Raw genomic sequence first — 18,153 nt, 5'->3', positions numbered from 1 at the left:
CTTATCCTGTTTCTTGTTCATTTTTCGGGAAGGCCGGCGTCCCGAAGAGGCGCTTCGGATCCGGCCCGCCGGACCGGGCGTTCTCTTCTTGAATCGAGCGCCAAACCTCGAAAAACCGCTGCATTTTTTCGCGGCTTTTCCGGCCGGGGCTTTTTTCGAGCGAACTGTTGATATCCACCCCGAAAGGCCGCAGGGATACGGCCGCCGCGACGTTCGCCTTGGAGACGCCGCCGGCTACGAAAATCTTCGCGCCCGTTTCGATCGCCCGGCGGACGAGAACCGGGTCGAACGGCCGCCCCGTCCCGCCCGCCCGCCCCGCGACATAGGAGTCGAGGACGATGACGGTGTCCCGGAATCGGGCGGCCTCGTGGAGCACGGACTCGTCCCGTGTTCGCAGGGCTTTCCAGGCCGGAAGTCCGAGCGCCCGGATGTATTCCGGCGTTTCCCGGCCGTGGAGCTGGACGACGTCCAGCCGCGATGCCTCGAAAATCCTCCGGACTTCGGCGATCGGAGCGTCGACGAAGACTCCGACCTTCCGGGGTGCGGCGCGCCCCGGCGTTCCCATGTCCCTGACCCGGTGCGGATCGGCGCATCGCGGCGATCCGGGGTGGAAGATGAAACCGAGAAAATCGGCGCCGAGATCCGCAGCGAGCCGCGCGTCTTCCGGTTGCGTCAGCCCGCAGATTTTCAGCTTAACCATGGAGAAGCTCCCGGAGGGCTTGGCCGGGATTTTTCTGCCTCAGGAGGTGTTCGCCGACGAGAACGCCGGCGAAACCGCGGTCCCGGAGGGTTCGGACTTGGTCCGGCGAACGGATTCCGGACTCGGCGATCACGGGGATTCCCGGCGGGACGCCCTTCCGGAGACGGAGCGCATGCGTCCAATCGACCGAGAAGTCCCGCAGGTCCCGGTTGTTGATGCCGATGAGCCTGGCGCCGGCGCCCAAGGCCCGTTCGAGATCTTCCGCGCCATGAACCTCGACGAGAGCTTCCATGCCCAGCCCGCGGCAGATTTCGAGGAGAGAGGCGATATCGTTTTTATGCAGGATCGAGGCGATGAGGAGAATGAAGTCCGCGCCGAGGTCGAAGGATTCATGGACCTGGGCGGGGTGGAAGATGAAGTCCTTGCGCAGGATCGGAAGAGAGACGGCGTCCCGGACCCGACCCAGGTCGGCCTTGTCCCCGAGGAAGAAATTCTTCTCGGTGACGACCGAAACTGCCGCAGCCCCGCCCGCCTCGTAATCCCGGGCGAGAGCCGCCGGGTCGGCGATGTCGCGGATCCGGCCTCTTGACGGCGAGCCCTTCTTGATTTCGGCGATGACCGCGAATCCCCCGCCGAGAGTGGTGAGGATGTCTCGGGGGCGCGTCCTCTCCGCGGGCCGGAAGATGTCGGTCGTGGTATTCTCGAAGAGCCCGAGTTCATCCTCCCGGATTCTCCGGATGATCCTCGCCAGAATGTCCGGGGTTTCAGCGGTTTGTGACGGCAACGAGGGCCTCCAGTTTCTTCATGGCCGATCCGTCGTCGATGGCGGCTTCGGCGCGGCGCGCCCCTTCGCGCAGATCCGGTGCGAGACCGGCCAGCATGATCGCGGCCGCCGTGTTCAGGACGACGACGTCCCGGGCCGGCCCCGGAGCGCCGCCCAGGACGCCGAGGACGATGTCGCAGTTCGTTCTCAGGTCCCCTCCCGGCACGTCCTCCGGCCGGCAGGGCGCAAGACCGGCGTCTTCCGGCCGGATCGTGGTGTCGCGGATCCAGCCGTCGCGGACTTCGGAGACGCGGGTTGCGCCGCAGAGGGTGATTTCGTCCGTTCCATCCTCGCCGTGGACGACCATGGCCCGGCGGACGCCCAGCCGGACCAAGCTTTCGGCCATCTTGCGGCGGAGCCGGTCCTGGAAGACGCCGAGAATCTGGATGTCGGCGCCGGCCGGATTCGCCAGGGGGCCGAGGATGTTGAAAATCGTGCGGATGCCGATTTCCGCCCGGACGGGGACGGCGAATTTCATCGAGGGGTGAAGCCGCGGGGCGAAAAGAAAGGCCATTCCGGCCTCCTCAAGGGACCGGCCCATGACCTCGGGCGGAACCGTGACGTTGACGCCCAGGGCCTCGAGAAGATCGGCGCTTCCGCAGCGGGAGGTGACCGAGCGGTTGCCGTGCTTGGCCACCGTGACTCCGGCTCCGGCCGCGACCAGGGCGGCGCACGTCGAGATGTTGAACGTCGCCCGGCCGTCGCCTCCGGTGCCGCAGGTGTCGAGAAGCGGCCCGTCGCCGCCGGACCGCGGAATGGGCACGGCCTTTCTCCTCAGGACGCGGGCGAACCCCGTGATCTCGGAGACGCTTTCTCCTTTCCAGGATAAGGCCGTCAGCAGACAGGCGACTTGGGTCTGAGTCGCCCGGCCCGAGGAAATGTCCTCCATGACAATCTCGGCCTCTCCGGCATCGAGGTCCTTCCCGTCCATGACCGTGCGGATCGCGGTCTGCAGGGGGGACGGTTTGGAGGGAGGAGCGAGGAAATTCGACAGGATTTGCAATCCCGATTCCGTGCCGATCGACTCGGGATGGAACTGGACGCCATCGATGCTGTAGAGGGTGTGCCGGAGACCCATGATTTCGCCCTCATCCGTCCATGCGGAAATTTCCAGATCGGGGGGAAGGGCGGGCCGGCTGACGGCCAGGGAGTGGTAGCGGACGGCGCGGAAGGGGTTTCCGATCCCGGAGAAAATGCCTTTTCCGTCGTGATGGATCTCCGAGTCCCGGCCGTGGACGAGCTCGGCCGCCGGGACGATCTCGCCGCCGAAGGCGGCGGCGATGCTCTGGTGCCCGAGGCAGACGCCGAGAATCGGGACCCGGCCCTGCAGGGCCCGGATGAGAGGAACGGAGATTCCCGCGGTTTCGGGCGTCCCCGGCCCGGGCGATATGACGACGGCGTCGGGCGACAGGGCCGCGGCCTCCTCGACCGTCAGGGCGTCGTTGCGTCTCACGGCGACTTCCCGGCCGAGCTTGCGGAAGGCCTGGAAGAGATTGTGGGTGAAGGAATCGTAGTTGTCGATGAGAAGGATCATGTCAGTCTCCCCGCGCGGCCCGCTCGACGGCTTCGAACAGGGCCCGTGCCTTGTCGACGGTTTCTTCGTACTCGGCGGCCGGGCGGGAATCGGCGACGATTCCCGCCCCGGCCTGGAGCGTTACCCCGCGGCCCTCGACGAGAAGGGTCCGGATGGTGATGCAGGAGTCGAGGTTGCCGTTGAAGCCGAGGTAAAGGACCATGCCTCCGTATGGGCCGCGGCGTCTTTTTTCGACGGCGGAGATGATCTCCATGGCCCGGATCTTGGGGGCGCCGGTCAGCGTCCCGGCCGGGAAGGTCGCGCGGACGACGTCGAAAACGTCCCGGCCGGAGTCGAGCTCGGCTTTGACCGTTGATACGAGATGCATGACGTGGGAGTATTTCTCCACGCTCATGAAGTCCGTCACCTCGACCGTGCCCGGGGCGGCGACGCGCCCCAGGTCGTTCCGGGCCAGGTCGACGAGCATGAGGTGTTCGGCCCGCTCCTTGGGATCGGCCCGAAGCTCCCGACTCAAGCGGGTGTCTTCGGTGAGCGATGTTCCCCGCGGCCGAGTCCCGGCGATGGGCTTGGTCAGAAGCTCGCCGTTTTGAACCTTGACCATGACTTCCGGGGAAGAACCGATGAGTTGAAAGCTTTCGAAGTCAAGGTAAAACAGGTACGGCGAGGGATTGATCCGGCGCAGAGCCTGGTAGATCGCGAAGGGAGGAAGATCCGATTCCGCAGTGAAGCGCTGCGAGACGACCGCCTGGATGATGTCGCCGCACCGGATGTGCCGTTTCACCGTTTCGACGCCCTCGAGGAACGCCGCCTTGGAGATGTCCGGTTGCAAGACGGGCGCCGGGCCGGCGGGGCGGGCCTGCGGCGCAGGGAGAGGCTTCTCCAGGAGACGGCCTGTTTCCCGGATGATCTCCAGGGCCCGGCCGTAGGCTGCGGCGGGGTCGTCTCCGGGAAAGGTCACGGCGATGACGAAGGTCGAGCGTTTGACCGAATCGAAGACGAGCACCATTTCGGGAATGACAAGGATCCCGTCCGGAACGCCGGACCGGTCTTCGACGACGGGAATGTTCTCGAAATATCGGGCGGTCTCGTAGCCGAGATAGCCGACGGCGCCGCCGGAGAAGGGCGGGAGGCCGGCACGGTCCGGCGCGCGCAACCCTCCCAGGAATCGGCCGGCCTCTTCGAGCGGGTTGTCGAGAGCGGTGTGCAGCACGGGTTCCGCCTTCCCGGTTTCCTCGATCGCGATCTCCCGGCCGCGGAACGTGATGCGGAATTTTGTGCCCCGCGTGATGAACGAGTAGCGGCCGACGTTTTCTCCGCGTTCGATGGATTCCAGAAGGAACATGCCGCGGGCCTTGAGAAAGAGCGAGAGCGGCGTTTCGAAGTCGGAACGGATCTCCTCGAAGACGGGGACGACGGAATGGGACGCGGCGTCGCGAAGATAGGTTTTTTCATCGGGATGAATCATGGCTGCCTCCTTGGAGGGGCGGGGGAGTCGGCTCGGCCGTTCCGGGCCGCGTTCAAAAGAAGAAGATCGGCCAGAACGATGGCCGTCGCGGCCTCGATGACGGCGGGAACCCGGAGCGCGAAACAGGCATCGTGGCGGCCCGTGACACGTAGGACACAGGGCTTGCCGGTCCGGATGTTCCAGGCTTTTTGCGGTCGTCCGATGCTGGCCGCCGGACGGATAGCGGCCCGGAATTCGAGGAGGTTGCCGGTCGTGATCCCTCCGGCAACGCCGCCCGCATGGTTCGTTGCCGTTGCGCCCCGGGCGTCGATCGGCGTGTCGTTGAAGGCGCTGCCCCGCATCCGGGCGGCGGCGAATCCCGCGCCGAATTCCAGGCCCTTGACGCCCGGGATGGAAAAGATCATATGACCGAGAAGGGATTCCAGGGAGTCGAAGAACGGCTCTCCGAGGCCGGCCGGGACGCCCTCGGCGCGGCATTCGACGATCCCTCCGCAGGAGTCGTTTTCGGCGGCCGCCCGGGCCGCCTCCGCCTCGACATCCCTCCGCCCCCCGGCCTCGGAGAGCCGGGCCGCAACGGAAAGCGGCGCGATGATTTTTTTCGCAAGAACCCCGGCGACGACGAGGCCCGCCGTCAGGCGTCCCGAAAACATGCCGCCTCCGCGCGGGTCGTTGAATCCGCGGGATTTCACCCGGGCGGCGAAATCGGCGTGTCCCGGGCGCGGAATGTCGCGGAGATCGTCGTAATCCGCGCTCCGGACATTCGCGTTTTCGATCCGGACGGCAATGGGGGTGCCGGTCGTCCGGCCCTGGAAGATGCCGCTTTGAATTTCCGGAATATCCGGCTCACGCCGGGCCGTCGTCCCCGGCCGGCCCGGCGCCCGCCTTCCGAGGTCAACCCGGCAGTCCGCCGGGGCGAAAGCCAGTCCGGGAGGGCAGCCGTCGATGACGACGCCCACGGCGTGTCCGTGGGATTCGCCGTAGATGTGGATGCGGAACATGCGGCCGAAGCTATTCATGGATGTTCGCTCCTATCCGGGAGAGATCCCGGAAGAATTCGGGATAAGATTTGGACACGCATTCGGCGCCGTCGACGGCGATGCCGCTCCCGCCGCCGAGCCCGGCCACGGCGAGGGCCATGGCGATCCTGTGGTCCCCTCGAGCCCGGGCGGCGCCGCCCGCCGGCGGCCGGCCCCGGATGACCAACATGTCCCCCTCCAGGCCGACATCCGCGCCTGCGGCGGAGAATTCCCCGGCCAGGGCGGCGGCCCGATCGCTTTCCTTGGCCCGAAGCCGATGGACGCCGCGGATCCGGGTTGTCCCTTCGCAGTAACAGGCCAGGGCCGCAAGCGGCGGGAAAAGATCGGGGCAGTCGACGGCGTCGAAATGAAACGCCCTCATCGCCGTCCGTTCGACGACGACATCGCCTCCGGCATGGCCGATCCGGGCGCCACAGTCTTCGAGTGCGTCCAGGATGTGCCGGTCGGCCTGGGAGGATTCTAGGTCCAGACCGGAGATGCGGACGCGTCCCGCGACGGCGCCCGCTACGAGGAGAAAGGCCGCCCCGCTCCAATCCCCCTCGATTTGGAATTCGCGGGGGCGGAAATTCTGCGGGGCATCGATGAAGAATTCACGGTTCCCGTCCGCCTCGATCACGACACCGAAGTCCTTCAACACGCGGCGGGTCATTTCGACATAGGGTTTGCTGTTCAGTGCGGACACGCGCACGATCGACGGCTTTTCGGCAAGCGGGAGCGCAAAGAGCAACCCGCTCAGAAACTGGGAGCTGAGGGCGGCGTCGACGCGGCAGTCCCCGCCCCGAAGCGGGCCCCGGACGCGGACGGGGGGGAATCCTTTGCGCGTGAGGCATTCCGCCCCGAGACTCCGAAGCGGATCTTCGACGGGGCCGACCGGCCGGGCGGCCAGGGATTCGCGCCCGTGGAGAGACCGCCCGGCCGCGTTCATGGCGGCGATGGGCGTGAACAGGCGCAGGCAGAAACCGGACTCGCCGCAGAAAAGATCGCCGCCGCCGTGAAGATTCCCGCCCGTGATGGCCAGGACGGCCGAATCACGAGCGTCGTCCGGAAGACGGTTCCGGAGAATCACGGCCGGCGGATCAATCCCGCGGCTTGCCGCGGGGAGCCGGCTGTTGGGTGAACCAAGAGGGCATTCTCCCTTGGCGGCGGCGCGGGATTCATGCCCCGCGCGGGAAAGGGAGGCAGGGAGAGAAGCGACCGTTGGCAGGGGGAAATGCGAAGCGGATTCACTCTCCAGATGAACTTCCGCTCCCAGCGTTTGGACGATTCCCAAGGCGGCCCGGGCGTCGTCGCAAAACGATGGATTCAGAATCAGGCTTCGGCCCGGGGCAAGCCCGGCGGCCGCGACGGCTCTCGCCATCATGCTCTTCGACGGGGGCGCCTCGACCCGGCCGTCAATCTTGGAGGGTTTGATGAATGTCTTCATGAATGTGCCTCGCAATATGTTCCGGAGATTTTTCCCCGGAGATCATGAGATCGGCCGCATCCGCATAAAACCGCATGCGCCGGGCGCAGAGATTCCGGAAAGCTTCCCGGCCCGGCAGGTTCTCCAGCAGGGGACGGCCGGCGCCGGAAACCCGTTTCCATGCGGCGTCCGGCGCGGCGTGGATCCAGACGACAAGAGAATTCCGGCGTAGGGCCGCGCGATTTTCCGGGCGGAGGACCGCTCCGCCCCCCAAAGCCAGAACCGCGGGGGGCGTCTGGAGGACTGTTTGAAGAATCTCGGTTTCAACCGCACGGAAAACGTTCTCGCCCCGCCGCCGGAAGATCTCGGAAATGGACATTCTCTCTCGCTCGGCGATCAGGGCGTCCATGTCGATGAAGGGCCGGCCCAGACTGCCGGCGAGAAGGCGGCCGACGGTGCTTTTCCCCGCCCCCATGATGCCGGCGAGCGCGACTCGGCGGATTTTTCGTGCCGGGTAGAGCGGTTTGAAGAGACGGGCCGGCGGTTCGCCGCAGCCGGCCGGTTCGAGGCATCCGGAGCGGATTTTCCTCCATAAACGGCAGGAGGCCAGGGCCTGACCGAACAGCCACGCCTCGCCGGGGATGTAGACGCACCCCCGGCGCGCGGCGACCGGCGCGAAAGGCCGCTTGGCATAGAGAGCGTCGAGGACGATGAGGTTCGACGGCGGTGTTGCGTTTTCGGCGGAAACCGGGACGGTGTTGACGAGAAGATCGAATGCGTCGAGACGACGAACCCACCCGGAAAACGGCGTCCATCCGCAGCGGAAGGCCGCGGCGCAGGATTTCGCGACGTCATCCGTCCGGTTGGCGACCGTGACCCGGCCGCCGTTTCGGACGAGCGATGCGGCCGCCGCCCGGCCCGCCCCTCCGGCACCGAGAACGAGGATGCGGAGTCCGGCCGGCCGGATCCCCTTCTGTTTGAGGGCGAAGAGCACGCCGTCCGGGTCCGTGTTGAACCCGGTCAAGTGCCCGCTGGAGTTGACGACGGTGTTCACGGCCCCGACGGCGGATGCGGACGCGTCGAGACCGTCGAGGAGTGGCATAATGCTGCGTTTGAACGGCGCCGTCACGTTCAGCCCCAGAATGCCCGCGCTTCGAACAAGGCCCGCCAACTCCTCCGCCGTGTCCGCGCCGATGCGGATGGAGCGGCATCCGGCGCGTCCGAAGATGTGGGCGTGAACAAGCGGACTTTTGCTGTGCAGGACGGGACGGCCGCCGACTCCGTAGAGGTTCACGGCGCCTCCTCGGAAAAGAGACGGAGTATTCTCTCCATCTCCCCGTAGGCGATCTGACCTTCGGCCGTCTTTTCCAGGCCGTCGGGATGAGCGAACGTGAACGGGGCTCCGAGCAGGGGCGCGGCGATCCGTGTCCAGGTCGCCCGAGCGCCGAGGCCGAAAGCCAGGATTTTTCCGGCGCGGCCGCCCGGCTCGCGGTAGAGAGAGACAATCCGGAGGGCTTCCCCGGCGCTCCGGGCGCGGCAGGCGATCTTGACGATATCAGCATCGTTCTTCAGGCCGCGTACGGCGATCCGTTCCAGAACGGCGGCGGACGGAGTCCGCCGATGATTGTGATACGAGAGAATGACCCGCCGTCCGCGACGCCGGGCGTGGGAAACGAGGTTTCTCCGGAAAGACGGGGCTGCGTCGCATTCGACATCGACATAGGCCGCCCCGGCCTCAAGGGCCGCCGCAAGGATGCCGAACCGCACGGCATCCGATACGCCGCGGCCGGGACGGCAGGTCGCGATCAACCGGTTGGGAAGGGCGAAGACGCCGCGGATGTCTTCCTCCGTCCAGTCGGCGAGGTCGAGCCGGATCTCGGCGAAGGGAATCGTCCGCAGAAGCTTCCGGCACCGTCCGGGGCTCAGACGTCCGAGGCTAGCGCAGATCACGGAGAATCTCCTCGAGTTCGCTCGTCCGGATGGGTTCGACGACGGCCCGGCCGATGCTCCGAAGCAACACGAAGTCGATGGCGTCGCCCGTTTTTTTCTTGTCGTGGAAAACGGCGTCGAGAACCTTCGCCGCCTTCATCCGCCGCCCGGGCCGCGCGGGAAGCCCGAAGGCCGCAAGGAGACGTTCGAGCCGCCGCGCCTCCTCTTCGGCGAGCATGCCGCGCCGTACGGAAATTTCGGCGGCGAGGGACATTCCGGCGGCGACGGCGAGGCCGTGGGGAATCCGTTGGGTTTTTTCCAGGGCGTGGCCGATCGTGTGCCCGAAATTCAGAATTTTGCGTTCGCCGCGGTCCTCCTCGTCGCGGCCGACGACGGCCGCCTTGACCCGCACCGAGCCCGCCACGGCCCGGGCCGCGGAAACCGGTTCGAGACGGAGAAGCGCCCCGACGTTTCTTTCCAGGAACTTGAAAAGCCCGGAGTCGGCGACGGCGGCCGCCTTGACGATTTCGGCGAAGCCGTTGCGGAGTTCGGCCGGGGGAAGCGTCGCCAGAATGGAGAGGTCGCAGAGGACGAACCGGGGCTGGTGGACGGTTCCGGCCATATTTTTATAGTTCCGGATGTTCACGCCGTTTTTCCCTCCGATCGCGGCATCGGCCTGCGCCAGGAGCGTCGTCGGCGCAAAGGCGAACGGCACGCCGCGCAGGATCGTCGAGGCCACGAACCCCGCGAGGTCGCAGACGACGCCGCCGCCGACGCCGACGATCCACGTCGAGCGGTCCACGCCGGCGGCGAGCAGGCGGACGTAGAGACGGGCTACGGTTCGCAGGGACTTGCGCCTCTCACCCTGTTCCGCGAGAAGGACCGGGACGTTTGCGGGAAAACGGCGGCCGTGGAGCCTGCGGACCGTCCGGTCGGTGACGACGACGGCGGGCGAGCCTGCGAGGCGGTCGGTCAGGGCTTCGAGCGGTGTGCCGATCAGGATCTGTGACCGGCCGCTTGCGGCGGCGATTTCGACGGTCTCAAGCATGTTCCGCGCCTTCCCCGGCGAGATGCCCGCAAAGGCGGAGAACACGGCCGGCCATCCGGGCGAATTCTTCGGGCGACAGGGTCTGGTCCTTGTCGCTGAGGGCTTCGGCGGGGTTGTGGTGGACCTCGACGATCAACCCGTCGGCGCCCGCGGCCGCCGCGGCCAAGCCCATCGGCTCCACGAGGCTCGCCCGCCCGGTTCCATGTGAAGGATCGACGATGACCGGCAGATGGCACAGTTCCCGGACGGCGGGCACGATGCTGAGGTCAAGTGTGTTGCGAGTGTAGGTTTCGAAAGTCCGGATGCCCCGTTCGCAGAGGATGACCCGGGGATTGCCTTCGGCCAGGATGTACTCGGCGCAGTTGAGCCACTCGTCGAGCGTCGAATTCATGCCGCGCTTGAGGAGCACGGGTTTCCCCGCCTTTCCCGCTTCGCGGAGGAGGGAGAAATTCTGCATATTTCGGGCGCCGATCTGAAGAACGTCGGCGTATTCGCCGACCCACCCGGCATCGCGGGGGTCGATGACCTCGGTCACGACGGGAAGCCCGAAGATTTCCCGTGCCTTAGCCAGGATCTTCAATCCCTTGATTCCGAGGCCTTGGAAAGAGTAGGGCGATGTCCTCGGTTTGAACGCGCCGCCCCGCAGAAGATGGGCGCCGGCTTCCCGGACTTTCTGTGCGGTGAGGAGCATCTGCGCCTCGCTTTCGACGCTGCAGGGACCCGCGATCAGGACGAAACCGCGGCCGATCTCGACGCCGTCCACCCACACCGTCGAACGCCGCTCGCGCGACGATTCCAGCGAATAGAGTTTGGGCGTCATCACCGGGCCTCACGGGCCGGCCGGGCGGTTGAGGATCCGGACCTCGCGAACGATGCCGGCTTCCGCTGTGACGGAGGATTGGAAATGATTGCAAACACTAGGGGTTTCTCCTTGGACAGGGGATGTCAAGACACAATGATCCCTCTTCAGGGAAAAAGGGGAGCGGGGGTGATATTACAGGGCGGGGGAGACCGCCCAGTAATAAAAACCGTAAACGAAGCAGGATACGCCCCGGGCGTCGGCCACGGCGGATCCTTGCGTTGTCATGAGGAGTCTTTTAGCTCAATTCCCGGATCTTGTCAAGCGGCTCAACCGATTTTTTTTCTCAGCCTGTCGAGAAGCCCGAAGGCTTCGTCATAATCCCTGGCCCGGATAACGTGCTTGAGGAATTCGAGGCTGCGCGTCATGTCGTCGATCCTCCGGAGCGAATGGGGGTTGAAGAGGATTTCGGCCAGAAGGCGGTCGTCCTCCCGGAACATCCGCCGGGTTATTTCCCGGAAAGCTGAAAATGATGAGCCGGGCAACGGGTCGGGGGACAGCGCGGCGGCGAAGGCAATCGCGGAGGCCACGGGGAGCGACAAGGACGTTCCCATGACGGCCTCGTGTTCGGCCAGGGAACATTCGACGACACGACAGCGGAGGGCGTCGAAGACGCGCCGGAACAGGATCTTGGCCGGTTCGGCGGATTCGCGGAGCACGAGGACGACCCCGCCGGAGATGCGGTCGAGGTCCGCGAAGTTCGGGCCGAAAAGAGGGTGAATCGAGGCATGCGGGAACGGGCATCCGCTGTAGTATTCGAAGACGGGGCTTTTGATCGTCGCGATGTCCGTCAAGATGCAGCCCGGGGGGAGGAAGGGCTCAACGGCCCGGAAAGCGGAAACGGTGTCCCCGATGCCGACGGCGTTGACGAGGAGATCGGGACGGAAGCCGGCCAACTCGGCCGGGTGCTCCAGCCTGGCTGCGCCGGGGACGGAGGCCATGCGGCCGGTGTCGCTGTCATGAACGCCGACTTCGGCGTCGCGTGCCAACCCCGAAGCCAGCCAACGTCCCATGTGTCCGATTCCCATAACGGCGATTCTCATATCACACCTCCTCATAACCGCCGAAAAATTTCCAAAACGTCGCGCGTTCCCGAGCCGCGGCCAAGGCCTCCGCGACGCCGGCGTCGCGCGGCGACCCGGCGAAATCCACGAAAAAAACGTATGTGCCGGGATCGGTCTTGACGGGGCGGGATTCGATCCTCAGCAGGTTGATCCGCCTCTCACGGAAAACGTCGAGAACGGCGCACAGGGCGCCAGCTTCGTGTCGCGTGGAGAAGGCGAGGGAGCCCTTTGCGGCCGCGCCCGTATGTTGGGCCCGGGACAGGACGAGAAAGCGCGTCCTGTTGCTCGGCTCGTCCTCGATGTTTTCGGCCGCGATTTCCAGGCCGTAGAGGTCGGCGCAAAGATGCGAGGCGATGACCGCTGTTCCGGCGCCCGGGTTGTCGCTCAAGCGCCGCGCCGCCCCGGCCGTATCGTAGACGGGCTGAGCGTCCAGGCCGTTGTCCCTCAGAAAACGACGGCATTGGGCGAGGGCCTGGGGGTGCGACATGACCGTCTTCAAACCGCCCGGGTCGATTCCGGGAGGAACAAGGAGCTTATGGCGGATGGGGAAGCGGATCTCCCGGATGATGAAGAGATCGTATTCAAGAAGAAGGTCGTTGACCTCGGCGACGGCGCCTTCGGTCGAGTTTTCGACGGGAACGATGCCGAGGTCGAGCCTTCCCCCGCCGACGCCATCGAAGATGTCTCGGAATCCGCGGAAGGGAATGGGAACGGACTCCGGGCAGGCCGTCCGGGCGGCCTCCTCGCTGTATGCCCCGTGCTCGCCCTGAAATCCGACAAGGGATGGATGCGCCTCCTCGGCCGTTCGACATTCCGAGATGATCCTTTGAAACAGGTCGAGCAGGAACTCTTCGGACAAAGGACCCGGCCGACTCCTGAGGATGTTGTTGAGGACGGCTTCTTCCCGGCCGGGATCCTGAACCCGGGCCTTGGTTTTTCCGGCCCGGAGCGCAAGTTCCATGCGTTCGGTTAAAAGCCGGACGAGGCGGGCATCGACGGCGTCGATCCGGCGGCGGATGTCGCCCAGTTCGACCTGAGCCTCCCGGCGCGACGGAGGTTCGGGGATGCCGAGAGCCGACGGCCGAACCGTTTCGGGCGAGATCACGGCAGGACTCCGTTCTTTCTGTCTTTCGGCGGGCATAGGGGTTTCCTTTTCGCTTTTCGCGGGGGGGAGTGTTAAGGAAACCTTAGCGCCCTACCGCCCGGTAGGTAAAGCCGTAATAGAAAGAGGGGCGGCAGGATGGAGGGTGTGATAGCGCTAAGGCGATGTCCATGTTTCGACCGAAAAGCATTCTATATCAAAATGAATTTTTGTCAAGTGCAAATGATGTAGCGAATTGTCGGGTCTTATGAGCGAACCGCAATCTAATCCCGCTGGCCCTCGATCAGGTCAAGGACGTCCCGAGAATCCCGCCACCGCGGTTTCACCCGCACCTGGAGTTCCAGGTAGACCTTCGCCTCGAGGATCTTCTCCATCTCGCGGCGGGACTCGATGCCGACTTCCTTGATGAGATCTCCGCCGCGGCCGATGACGATTTTCCGGTGGTTGTCCTTTTCGACGAAGACCGAGGCCCGAACATGGGCGACGGGTCTCGGCTGTCCCTTCTTGTCGCGTCCTTCTTTCATCTCGACGCCCTCGATCAGAACGGCCGTCGTGAACGGCAGCTCCTGCGTGACGCGGGCCAGAATCTTTTCCCGGACGATCTCGGACAGAAAGAACCGCTCGGACTGATCGCTGACAGATCCCTCGGGATAAAGCTTTTCGCCTTCGGGAAGAAGGGACGTCAGAATGTTCTCCAGAACCTCAAGGTTGTCGCCCTTCAGGGCGGAGATGGGGACGATCTCCCGGAAATTCATCAGGTCCTTGTAACGGTCGATGAGCGGAAGGACCTTGTCCTTGCGTACGGCATCGACCTTGTTGATGAGCAGAATGACGGGCGTTTTCACCTTGCCCAAAATCTCGATGACGAAAGCGTCGCCGTGTCCGAAGGCCTGGGCTGCGTCGATCAGGAGGCAGACGACATCGGCCGTCTCCAGCGAGGAACGGACGAAATTCATCATCCGTTTGTTCAAGGCATGGAGGGGTTTGTGAATTCCCGGCGTGTCGATGAAGACGATTTGATGCCGGTCGGTGGTTTTAATACCCAGAAGGTTCATCCGCGTCGTCTGGGGCTTGTCGGAGATGATGGCGACTTTTTCCCCCATGAGCGCATTGAGGAGGGTCGATTTCCCGGCGTTGGGGCGGCCCACAAGGGCGACCGTTCCGGCCCGGTAAGCGGGTGTGCCCGCCGGTTTTCTTTTGCCTTTCGGCTTCGTTTTTTCCGTCATGATTCACGTCTTTCAGGCGCGGCGGCCCTGCGGATTCTCAGCTTGCGGACCTTGCGGTCGTCGACATCCAGAACTTCGACGGCGAGGCCCTTGATGCGGAGGATCTCGCCTTTTTTCGGAAACCGGCCCAGGGCGTGGACGACGAGCCCTCCTACGGAAATGAAGTCGTCCTCGGCCAGGTCTTCATCGAACAGTTCCTCGAGTTCCTCGACCTCCACCTCTCCCGTCACCGTGAAATCCAACGGGCCGTTTTCCCGGATCTGGGCTTCCTCCACGTCATACTCGTCCTGGATTTCACCGATGATTTCTTCGACCACGTCCTCCATGGTGACCAGACCGCTGACGCCGCCGTGTTCGTCCACGACCATGGCCATGTACTGTTTGGATTTCTGGAATTCCTCGAGAAGATCGGCGACATCCATGGACTCGGTGACAAAGCTGACCGGACGGATCAGCGGCTTGATGGATTGGGTCTTGTGTTTTTCGTCGAGGTATCCCAGCAGGTCCTTGGCGATGACAATGCCTTCGATGTTGTCCAGCCGGTCCCTGAAGACGGGAATTCGGGAATATTTTTCCCGAATGATGATGTCCTTGAGATTGTCGATGGTCGCGTCGACACGGATGCAGACCATGTCCAGCCGGGGGGTCATGATCTCGCGGACAATGGTGTCGCCGAACTCGACGACATTTCTCAGCAGGCCGTCCTCGTCCTGTTCGATGATCCCCTGTTCCCGGGCTTCGTCGATGAAGGTCTGGATTTCGCCGTCCGTGGTTTCCCGTTCCTCATCCCGTTCGTTCCGGTCGTCCCATGCCGCCGCCGGCCGGATCAGGGCCAGAACCGGAGCGCCCATCATCCGAACAAGCCCGAAGGCCGGCAGAAACATTTTCAGAAGGGCGTGTTTCCCCAGGGACGCGATCGCCCGGGGAAGGACGTCGAAAAACACCGCGTAGATTCCCAGAGAAAGCATAAACAGCCACAAGGGCCGGAAACGGAACTGCGGGAACATCGCGAAGAGATAGACAAGGAAGGCGATGATGACAATCGTTCTCAGCCATTCGACGGCGATCCGGGTTTCCTCGAAACGATCGATGACCATCTGACGGAATCCCTTGTCTTTCTCCTCAAGGAACCGGCTCAGGGAAATTTTGGAATAGGATCCGAGGGTGAAGTGAAAAAGCGAGAAAAAGAAAACCGCCAGGACGGTCAGAGCCATGCCGGCGAAGAAAACGGCGGGATCGCTCATGTCTCTTCCTCAAGAAAAAGGCGGAGGGCCTCGGTCTCCTCATGGCGGTCGCCCGGGCGTTTTTCGTGATCGAACCCGACAAGATGCAGAAAGCCGTGAATGACCAGAGTGCGGAGTTCGCGATCCAGGCTGTGGCCGCGGATCCGGGCTTGGCGGAAAGCCGTGGGGACGGCGATGATGAGATCGCCCAGATAATGGCGCCCTTCGGCGCTCTTCTCCTTGATCGGAAAGCTCAGAACATCGGTGGTCCGGTCCAGCCTCCGGTATTGCCGATTGAGAGTCCGTACGGCCCGGTCTCCGGCCAGGACAAGTGTGACGTCGGATTCCTCATGCCCGTAATGGCGGCATAACCGTTCCAGGAGGCGGCCAAGGACGGCCGGCTTCGGTTTATGCTTACGCTGACGGTTGACGACGGTGATCATTTTTCTTTTCGAAGTCGAACCCGGGATAGCTCACCCGGGGGTGGTAAACCGCGAACAGGATGGATTGAAGGGAGGAGGCGACGGTCCTCAGCTCCCGCAGCGAAAAGTCACAATCGTCGAGCTGTCCGTCCTGAAGATAGGCGTTGATGATGTCCGTGATGACGTTCTTCAGAGTTTCCCTCTTGGGAAGCTTCAGGCTTCGCGCCGCGGCTTCCACGGAATCGGCGATCATGACCAAAGCCGCTTCCTTGCTTCGCGGCGGCCGTCCCGGATAGCGGAAGCTTTCTTCGTTGATCTTGTGATCGCCGGGGTTGTACTGTTCCTTGGCTTTCTGGAAGAAATAGCGGACCAGGGAATTCCCGTGATGCTGTTCGATGATTTCCCGGACCTTCCAGGGAAGTTTGAGCCGGCGGCCCATCTCCGCGCCTTCCTTGACATGGTTGACGATGACCAACGTGCTCATGGCCGGCGTCAAGTCCCTGTGAGCGTCGGAATCCAGGGTCTTGTTCTCGATGAAGTACTCGGGCATTTTGAGCTTTCCGATGTCGTGATAGAGCGCTCCGGCCTTGACCAGCATCGGATCGAGCCGGATTTCCTCAGCGGCTTTTTCGGCGATCGTGGCCACGATCAGGGAGTGATGATAGGTGCCCGGGGCGGCGATGGCCATGCGGCGGAAAATGGGAAGATCCGAGTTGGTGAGATCGAGAAGCCGTGTGGACGTGACGATGCTGAAGAGACTCTCCAGGATGGGAAGAAGCACGAAGGCCAGACCGGCGCTGAACAACCCGCCCAGAAGTCCGAAAAAGAGATCGGAGGCGAGAAAGGAAGACACCCCGCTCGGCCTCTGGATGAGATGAATGGTCAGGATGACGAAGGTGTTGATCGGTCCGATGAGAAACAATCCGGTCCGAAGAACCGACGTGCGGTGTTTGCGCTGGTAATACTTCACGCCGTAAATCGCCGCCAGGCCTCCGATGAAACAGAACAGCATCGGGTAGAACTCGGCGCCCAGCAGAGTGCCCGTCATCAGGCTGTTCAAAATGGTATAGACAAGGGCGACTTGACTCGATGTCAGAAAAGCGAAGATCAGCGTGCCGAATTGGAGGGGAAAGGCGAAGCGATAGGTTCTCGCGTCGGCAAGAAAGGCGATTCCGGCCCGTTCGCTGAAGGAACCGGCCAGAAACAGGGACATTTTCGAGACAAGGAGACTGAGAATAAGCAGAAGACCCATCATCAGGAAGTTCCGGAAAGCCTCCCGGCGCCGGCCCAGGGATTTCAGGTAATACCAAAGAGCGACGAACAGGAGCGCGGTGAGAAGAAATGTCCCTGAAAAATTCGCCAGCCAGCTCGGCGCACCGGCGATCTGTCTGTTGATGAGAACGATCTGTTTGATGGCGTCGGGCGTGGCCTCGTCGCCTTTGCGGATGATGACCTTGCCTCTTTTGATGGTGTAGAAAACGGTTTCGACGGCGTCCCTGGCCCGTTTCCTCCGGGCTTCGGTCTCCAGGCGGTTGTAGGTGATGTTCGCCGAGAGGAAAACTCCGGTCAGCGTTTTCAGGAGAGTGCGGGATCTTTCGGGAAGTTCCAGATCGTCGATTTCAGCGGCCAGGATTTCCCGGCTTTCTTTCATGTCCAGGATGTCCGGAACGCGAATCGTGGTTTCGCTCCGGGGAGGTCGGAGGATCGTGAAGCCCCGTTCGGACTCATCCTGGATGAAAAGGGTTTTCGACAGGATGATTCCGCGGGACAGGACTTTGCCGAGGAGATTGACCAGGCTGTCCTCGATCTCGGCGGGAAACCCGAGTCTCAGCAGGAGTTCGATGTCCCGGCGGGGAATTTCGAGGCCGGTTTTATTCTGAATCTCGGATTGCAGGTTGCCCGGACTCCTTTCCTTCTCCGGCTTTTCCAGCTCGTCCCGGCCCGTGGAAAAAAACAGCCGTACGGCGTTTTCGATGTTGAGAAAGACATTGGGATCCTGAATGTAAACGGGCAGGACGGATTGCTCGGCTTCCAAACGGCGTTTCTCGGTTGTTTCCTGGTCATCGAGGGTCAGATTGGCCGGTGCGACGATGTCGGTGTCGGCGATTTCTCCGGGTTCCAGGACCTTGAGAGCCCGGGAGGGCACGTAGGCAAGAAGGAGTGCTACGGTGAGCACGAAAAAGAACATGGCAAAAAAGGGGCTTTTGACGATTCGAAGCCAGAAATTTGCGCGCGGCGGCGCCGTTCCGTTGGGCTTCCGGGGTTGGATATCCGACCCCTTGAAAAGCTTGAGATTGTCGAAAGAGAGGGGCTGCATCG

General features: G+C 63.5%; 16 protein-coding genes. All 16 read right to left on the bottom strand.

Annotated features, from left to right (window positions below; translation table 11 throughout):
• Window position 1 precedes the first annotated feature (1 nt).
• The 16 genes from SCM96_02065 to SCM96_01990 all read right to left on the bottom strand — a co-directional run bounded on the left by SCM96_02065 (window position 2) and on the right by SCM96_01990 (window position 18,151).
• Entirely contained in the window at window positions 2–700 is a 699-nt protein-coding gene (locus SCM96_02065; protein ID MDW7759406.1) for a phosphoribosylanthranilate isomerase, read from the bottom strand.
• Window positions 693–1,484 (bottom strand): indole-3-glycerol phosphate synthase TrpC, encoded by a 792-nt coding sequence (trpC, locus tag SCM96_02060; GenBank protein MDW7759405.1) that lies wholly within the window; start codon window positions 1,482–1,484, stop codon window positions 693–695. The genes SCM96_02065 and trpC overlap by 8 nt, the downstream gene beginning before the upstream one ends.
• The gene (locus SCM96_02055; GenBank protein MDW7759404.1) at window positions 1,465–3,057 is read right to left on the bottom strand and encodes a bifunctional anthranilate synthase component II/anthranilate phosphoribosyltransferase; all 1,593 of its coding nucleotides are present in this window, start codon (window positions 3,055–3,057) and stop codon (window positions 1,465–1,467) included. Before SCM96_02055 ends, trpC begins: the two co-directional genes overlap by 20 nt.
• A 1-nt stretch (window position 3,058) precedes the next feature.
• The gene (locus SCM96_02050) at window positions 3,059–4,522 is read right to left on the bottom strand and encodes an anthranilate synthase component I family protein (protein ID MDW7759403.1); all 1,464 of its coding nucleotides are present in this window, start codon (window positions 4,520–4,522) and stop codon (window positions 3,059–3,061) included.
• Window positions 4,519–5,538, bottom strand: coding sequence for a chorismate synthase (locus tag SCM96_02045; protein MDW7759402.1), 1,020 nt, complete (start codon window positions 5,536–5,538; stop codon window positions 4,519–4,521). The genes SCM96_02050 and SCM96_02045 overlap by 4 nt, the downstream gene beginning before the upstream one ends.
• Entirely contained in the window at window positions 5,531–6,982 is a 1,452-nt protein-coding gene (aroA, locus tag SCM96_02040; GenBank protein ID MDW7759401.1) for a 3-phosphoshikimate 1-carboxyvinyltransferase, read from the bottom strand. The genes SCM96_02045 and aroA overlap by 8 nt, the downstream gene beginning before the upstream one ends.
• The gene (locus tag SCM96_02035) at window positions 6,951–8,255 is read right to left on the bottom strand and encodes a shikimate kinase (GenBank protein ID MDW7759400.1); all 1,305 of its coding nucleotides are present in this window, start codon (window positions 8,253–8,255) and stop codon (window positions 6,951–6,953) included. The genes aroA and SCM96_02035 overlap by 32 nt, the downstream gene beginning before the upstream one ends.
• Window positions 8,252–8,911, bottom strand: coding sequence for a type I 3-dehydroquinate dehydratase (locus SCM96_02030; GenBank protein MDW7759399.1), 660 nt, complete (start codon window positions 8,909–8,911; stop codon window positions 8,252–8,254). Before SCM96_02030 ends, SCM96_02035 begins: the two co-directional genes overlap by 4 nt.
• A complete protein-coding gene (aroB, locus tag SCM96_02025) occupies window positions 8,898–9,938 on the bottom strand; it encodes a 3-dehydroquinate synthase (GenBank protein MDW7759398.1) in 1,041 nt (346 codons plus the stop codon). Before aroB ends, SCM96_02030 begins: the two co-directional genes overlap by 14 nt.
• Window positions 9,931–10,758 (bottom strand): 3-deoxy-7-phosphoheptulonate synthase, encoded by an 828-nt coding sequence (gene aroF / locus SCM96_02020; protein MDW7759397.1) that lies wholly within the window; start codon window positions 10,756–10,758, stop codon window positions 9,931–9,933. Before aroF ends, aroB begins: the two co-directional genes overlap by 8 nt.
• Before the next feature lie 308 nt (window positions 10,759–11,066).
• Window positions 11,067–11,840, bottom strand: coding sequence for a hypothetical protein (locus SCM96_02015; GenBank protein MDW7759396.1), 774 nt, complete (start codon window positions 11,838–11,840; stop codon window positions 11,067–11,069).
• A 1-nt stretch (window position 11,841) separates the two neighbouring features.
• Window positions 11,842–13,002, bottom strand: a complete 1,161-nt coding sequence (pheA, locus tag SCM96_02010) for a prephenate dehydratase (protein MDW7759395.1) — start codon at window positions 13,000–13,002, stop codon at window positions 11,842–11,844.
• A gap of 224 nt (window positions 13,003–13,226) precedes the next feature.
• Complete coding sequence (gene era / locus SCM96_02005; protein MDW7759394.1) at window positions 13,227–14,189, bottom strand: GTPase Era; 963 nt, start codon at window positions 14,187–14,189, stop codon at window positions 13,227–13,229.
• Window positions 14,186–15,433, bottom strand: coding sequence for a hemolysin family protein (locus tag SCM96_02000; GenBank protein ID MDW7759393.1), 1,248 nt, complete (start codon window positions 15,431–15,433; stop codon window positions 14,186–14,188). The genes era and SCM96_02000 overlap by 4 nt, the downstream gene beginning before the upstream one ends.
• On the bottom strand, window positions 15,430–15,855 hold the full coding sequence (gene ybeY / locus SCM96_01995) for an rRNA maturation RNase YbeY (GenBank protein ID MDW7759392.1): 426 nt from the start codon (window positions 15,853–15,855) through the stop codon (window positions 15,430–15,432). Before ybeY ends, SCM96_02000 begins: the two co-directional genes overlap by 4 nt.
• The gene (locus SCM96_01990) at window positions 15,827–18,151 is read right to left on the bottom strand and encodes an HDIG domain-containing protein (protein MDW7759391.1); all 2,325 of its coding nucleotides are present in this window, start codon (window positions 18,149–18,151) and stop codon (window positions 15,827–15,829) included. Before SCM96_01990 ends, ybeY begins: the two co-directional genes overlap by 29 nt.
• Between the last annotated feature and the right edge of the window lie 2 nt (window positions 18,152–18,153).

The organism is Acidobacteriota bacterium (assembly GCA_033549365.1).
Taxonomy (GTDB): domain Bacteria; phylum Acidobacteriota; class Aminicenantia; order Aminicenantales; family Saccharicenantaceae; genus JAWSUF01.
Note: the sequence above shows the minus strand (reverse complement) of the source record. Positions and strands in the feature narration are given on the sequence as shown.

What these genes read in the sequence shown, in the direction of transcription:
- SCM96_01990 (MDW7759391.1), bottom strand. Translation starts at nt 18,151, where the DNA reads ATGCAGCCCCTCTCTTTCGACAATCTCAAGCTTTTCAAGGGGTCGGAT.
- SCM96_02055 (MDW7759404.1), bottom strand. Translation starts at nt 3,057, where the DNA reads ATGATCCTTCTCATCGACAACTACGATTCCTTCACCCACAATCTCTTC.
- aroB (MDW7759398.1), bottom strand. Translation starts at nt 9,938, where the DNA reads ATGCTTGAGACCGTCGAAATCGCCGCCGCAAGCGGCCGGTCACAGATC.
- aroF (MDW7759397.1), bottom strand. Translation starts at nt 10,758, where the DNA reads ATGACGCCCAAACTCTATTCGCTGGAATCGTCGCGCGAGCGGCGTTCG.
- era (MDW7759394.1), bottom strand. Translation starts at nt 14,189, where the DNA reads ATGACGGAAAAAACGAAGCCGAAAGGCAAAAGAAAACCGGCGGGCACA.
- SCM96_02015 (MDW7759396.1), bottom strand. Translation starts at nt 11,840, where the DNA reads ATGAGAATCGCCGTTATGGGAATCGGACACATGGGACGTTGGCTGGCT.
- SCM96_02000 (MDW7759393.1), bottom strand. Translation starts at nt 15,433, where the DNA reads ATGAGCGATCCCGCCGTTTTCTTCGCCGGCATGGCTCTGACCGTCCTG.
- SCM96_02045 (MDW7759402.1), bottom strand. Translation starts at nt 5,538, where the DNA reads ATGAATAGCTTCGGCCGCATGTTCCGCATCCACATCTACGGCGAATCC.
- aroA (MDW7759401.1), bottom strand. Translation starts at nt 6,982, where the DNA reads ATGAAGACATTCATCAAACCCTCCAAGATTGACGGCCGGGTCGAGGCG.
- SCM96_02050 (MDW7759403.1), bottom strand. Translation starts at nt 4,522, where the DNA reads ATGATTCATCCCGATGAAAAAACCTATCTTCGCGACGCCGCGTCCCAT.
- SCM96_02065 (MDW7759406.1), bottom strand. Translation starts at nt 700, where the DNA reads ATGGTTAAGCTGAAAATCTGCGGGCTGACGCAACCGGAAGACGCGCGG.
- pheA (MDW7759395.1), bottom strand. Translation starts at nt 13,002, where the DNA reads ATGCCCGCCGAAAGACAGAAAGAACGGAGTCCTGCCGTGATCTCGCCC.
- ybeY (MDW7759392.1), bottom strand. Translation starts at nt 15,855, where the DNA reads ATGATCACCGTCGTCAACCGTCAGCGTAAGCATAAACCGAAGCCGGCC.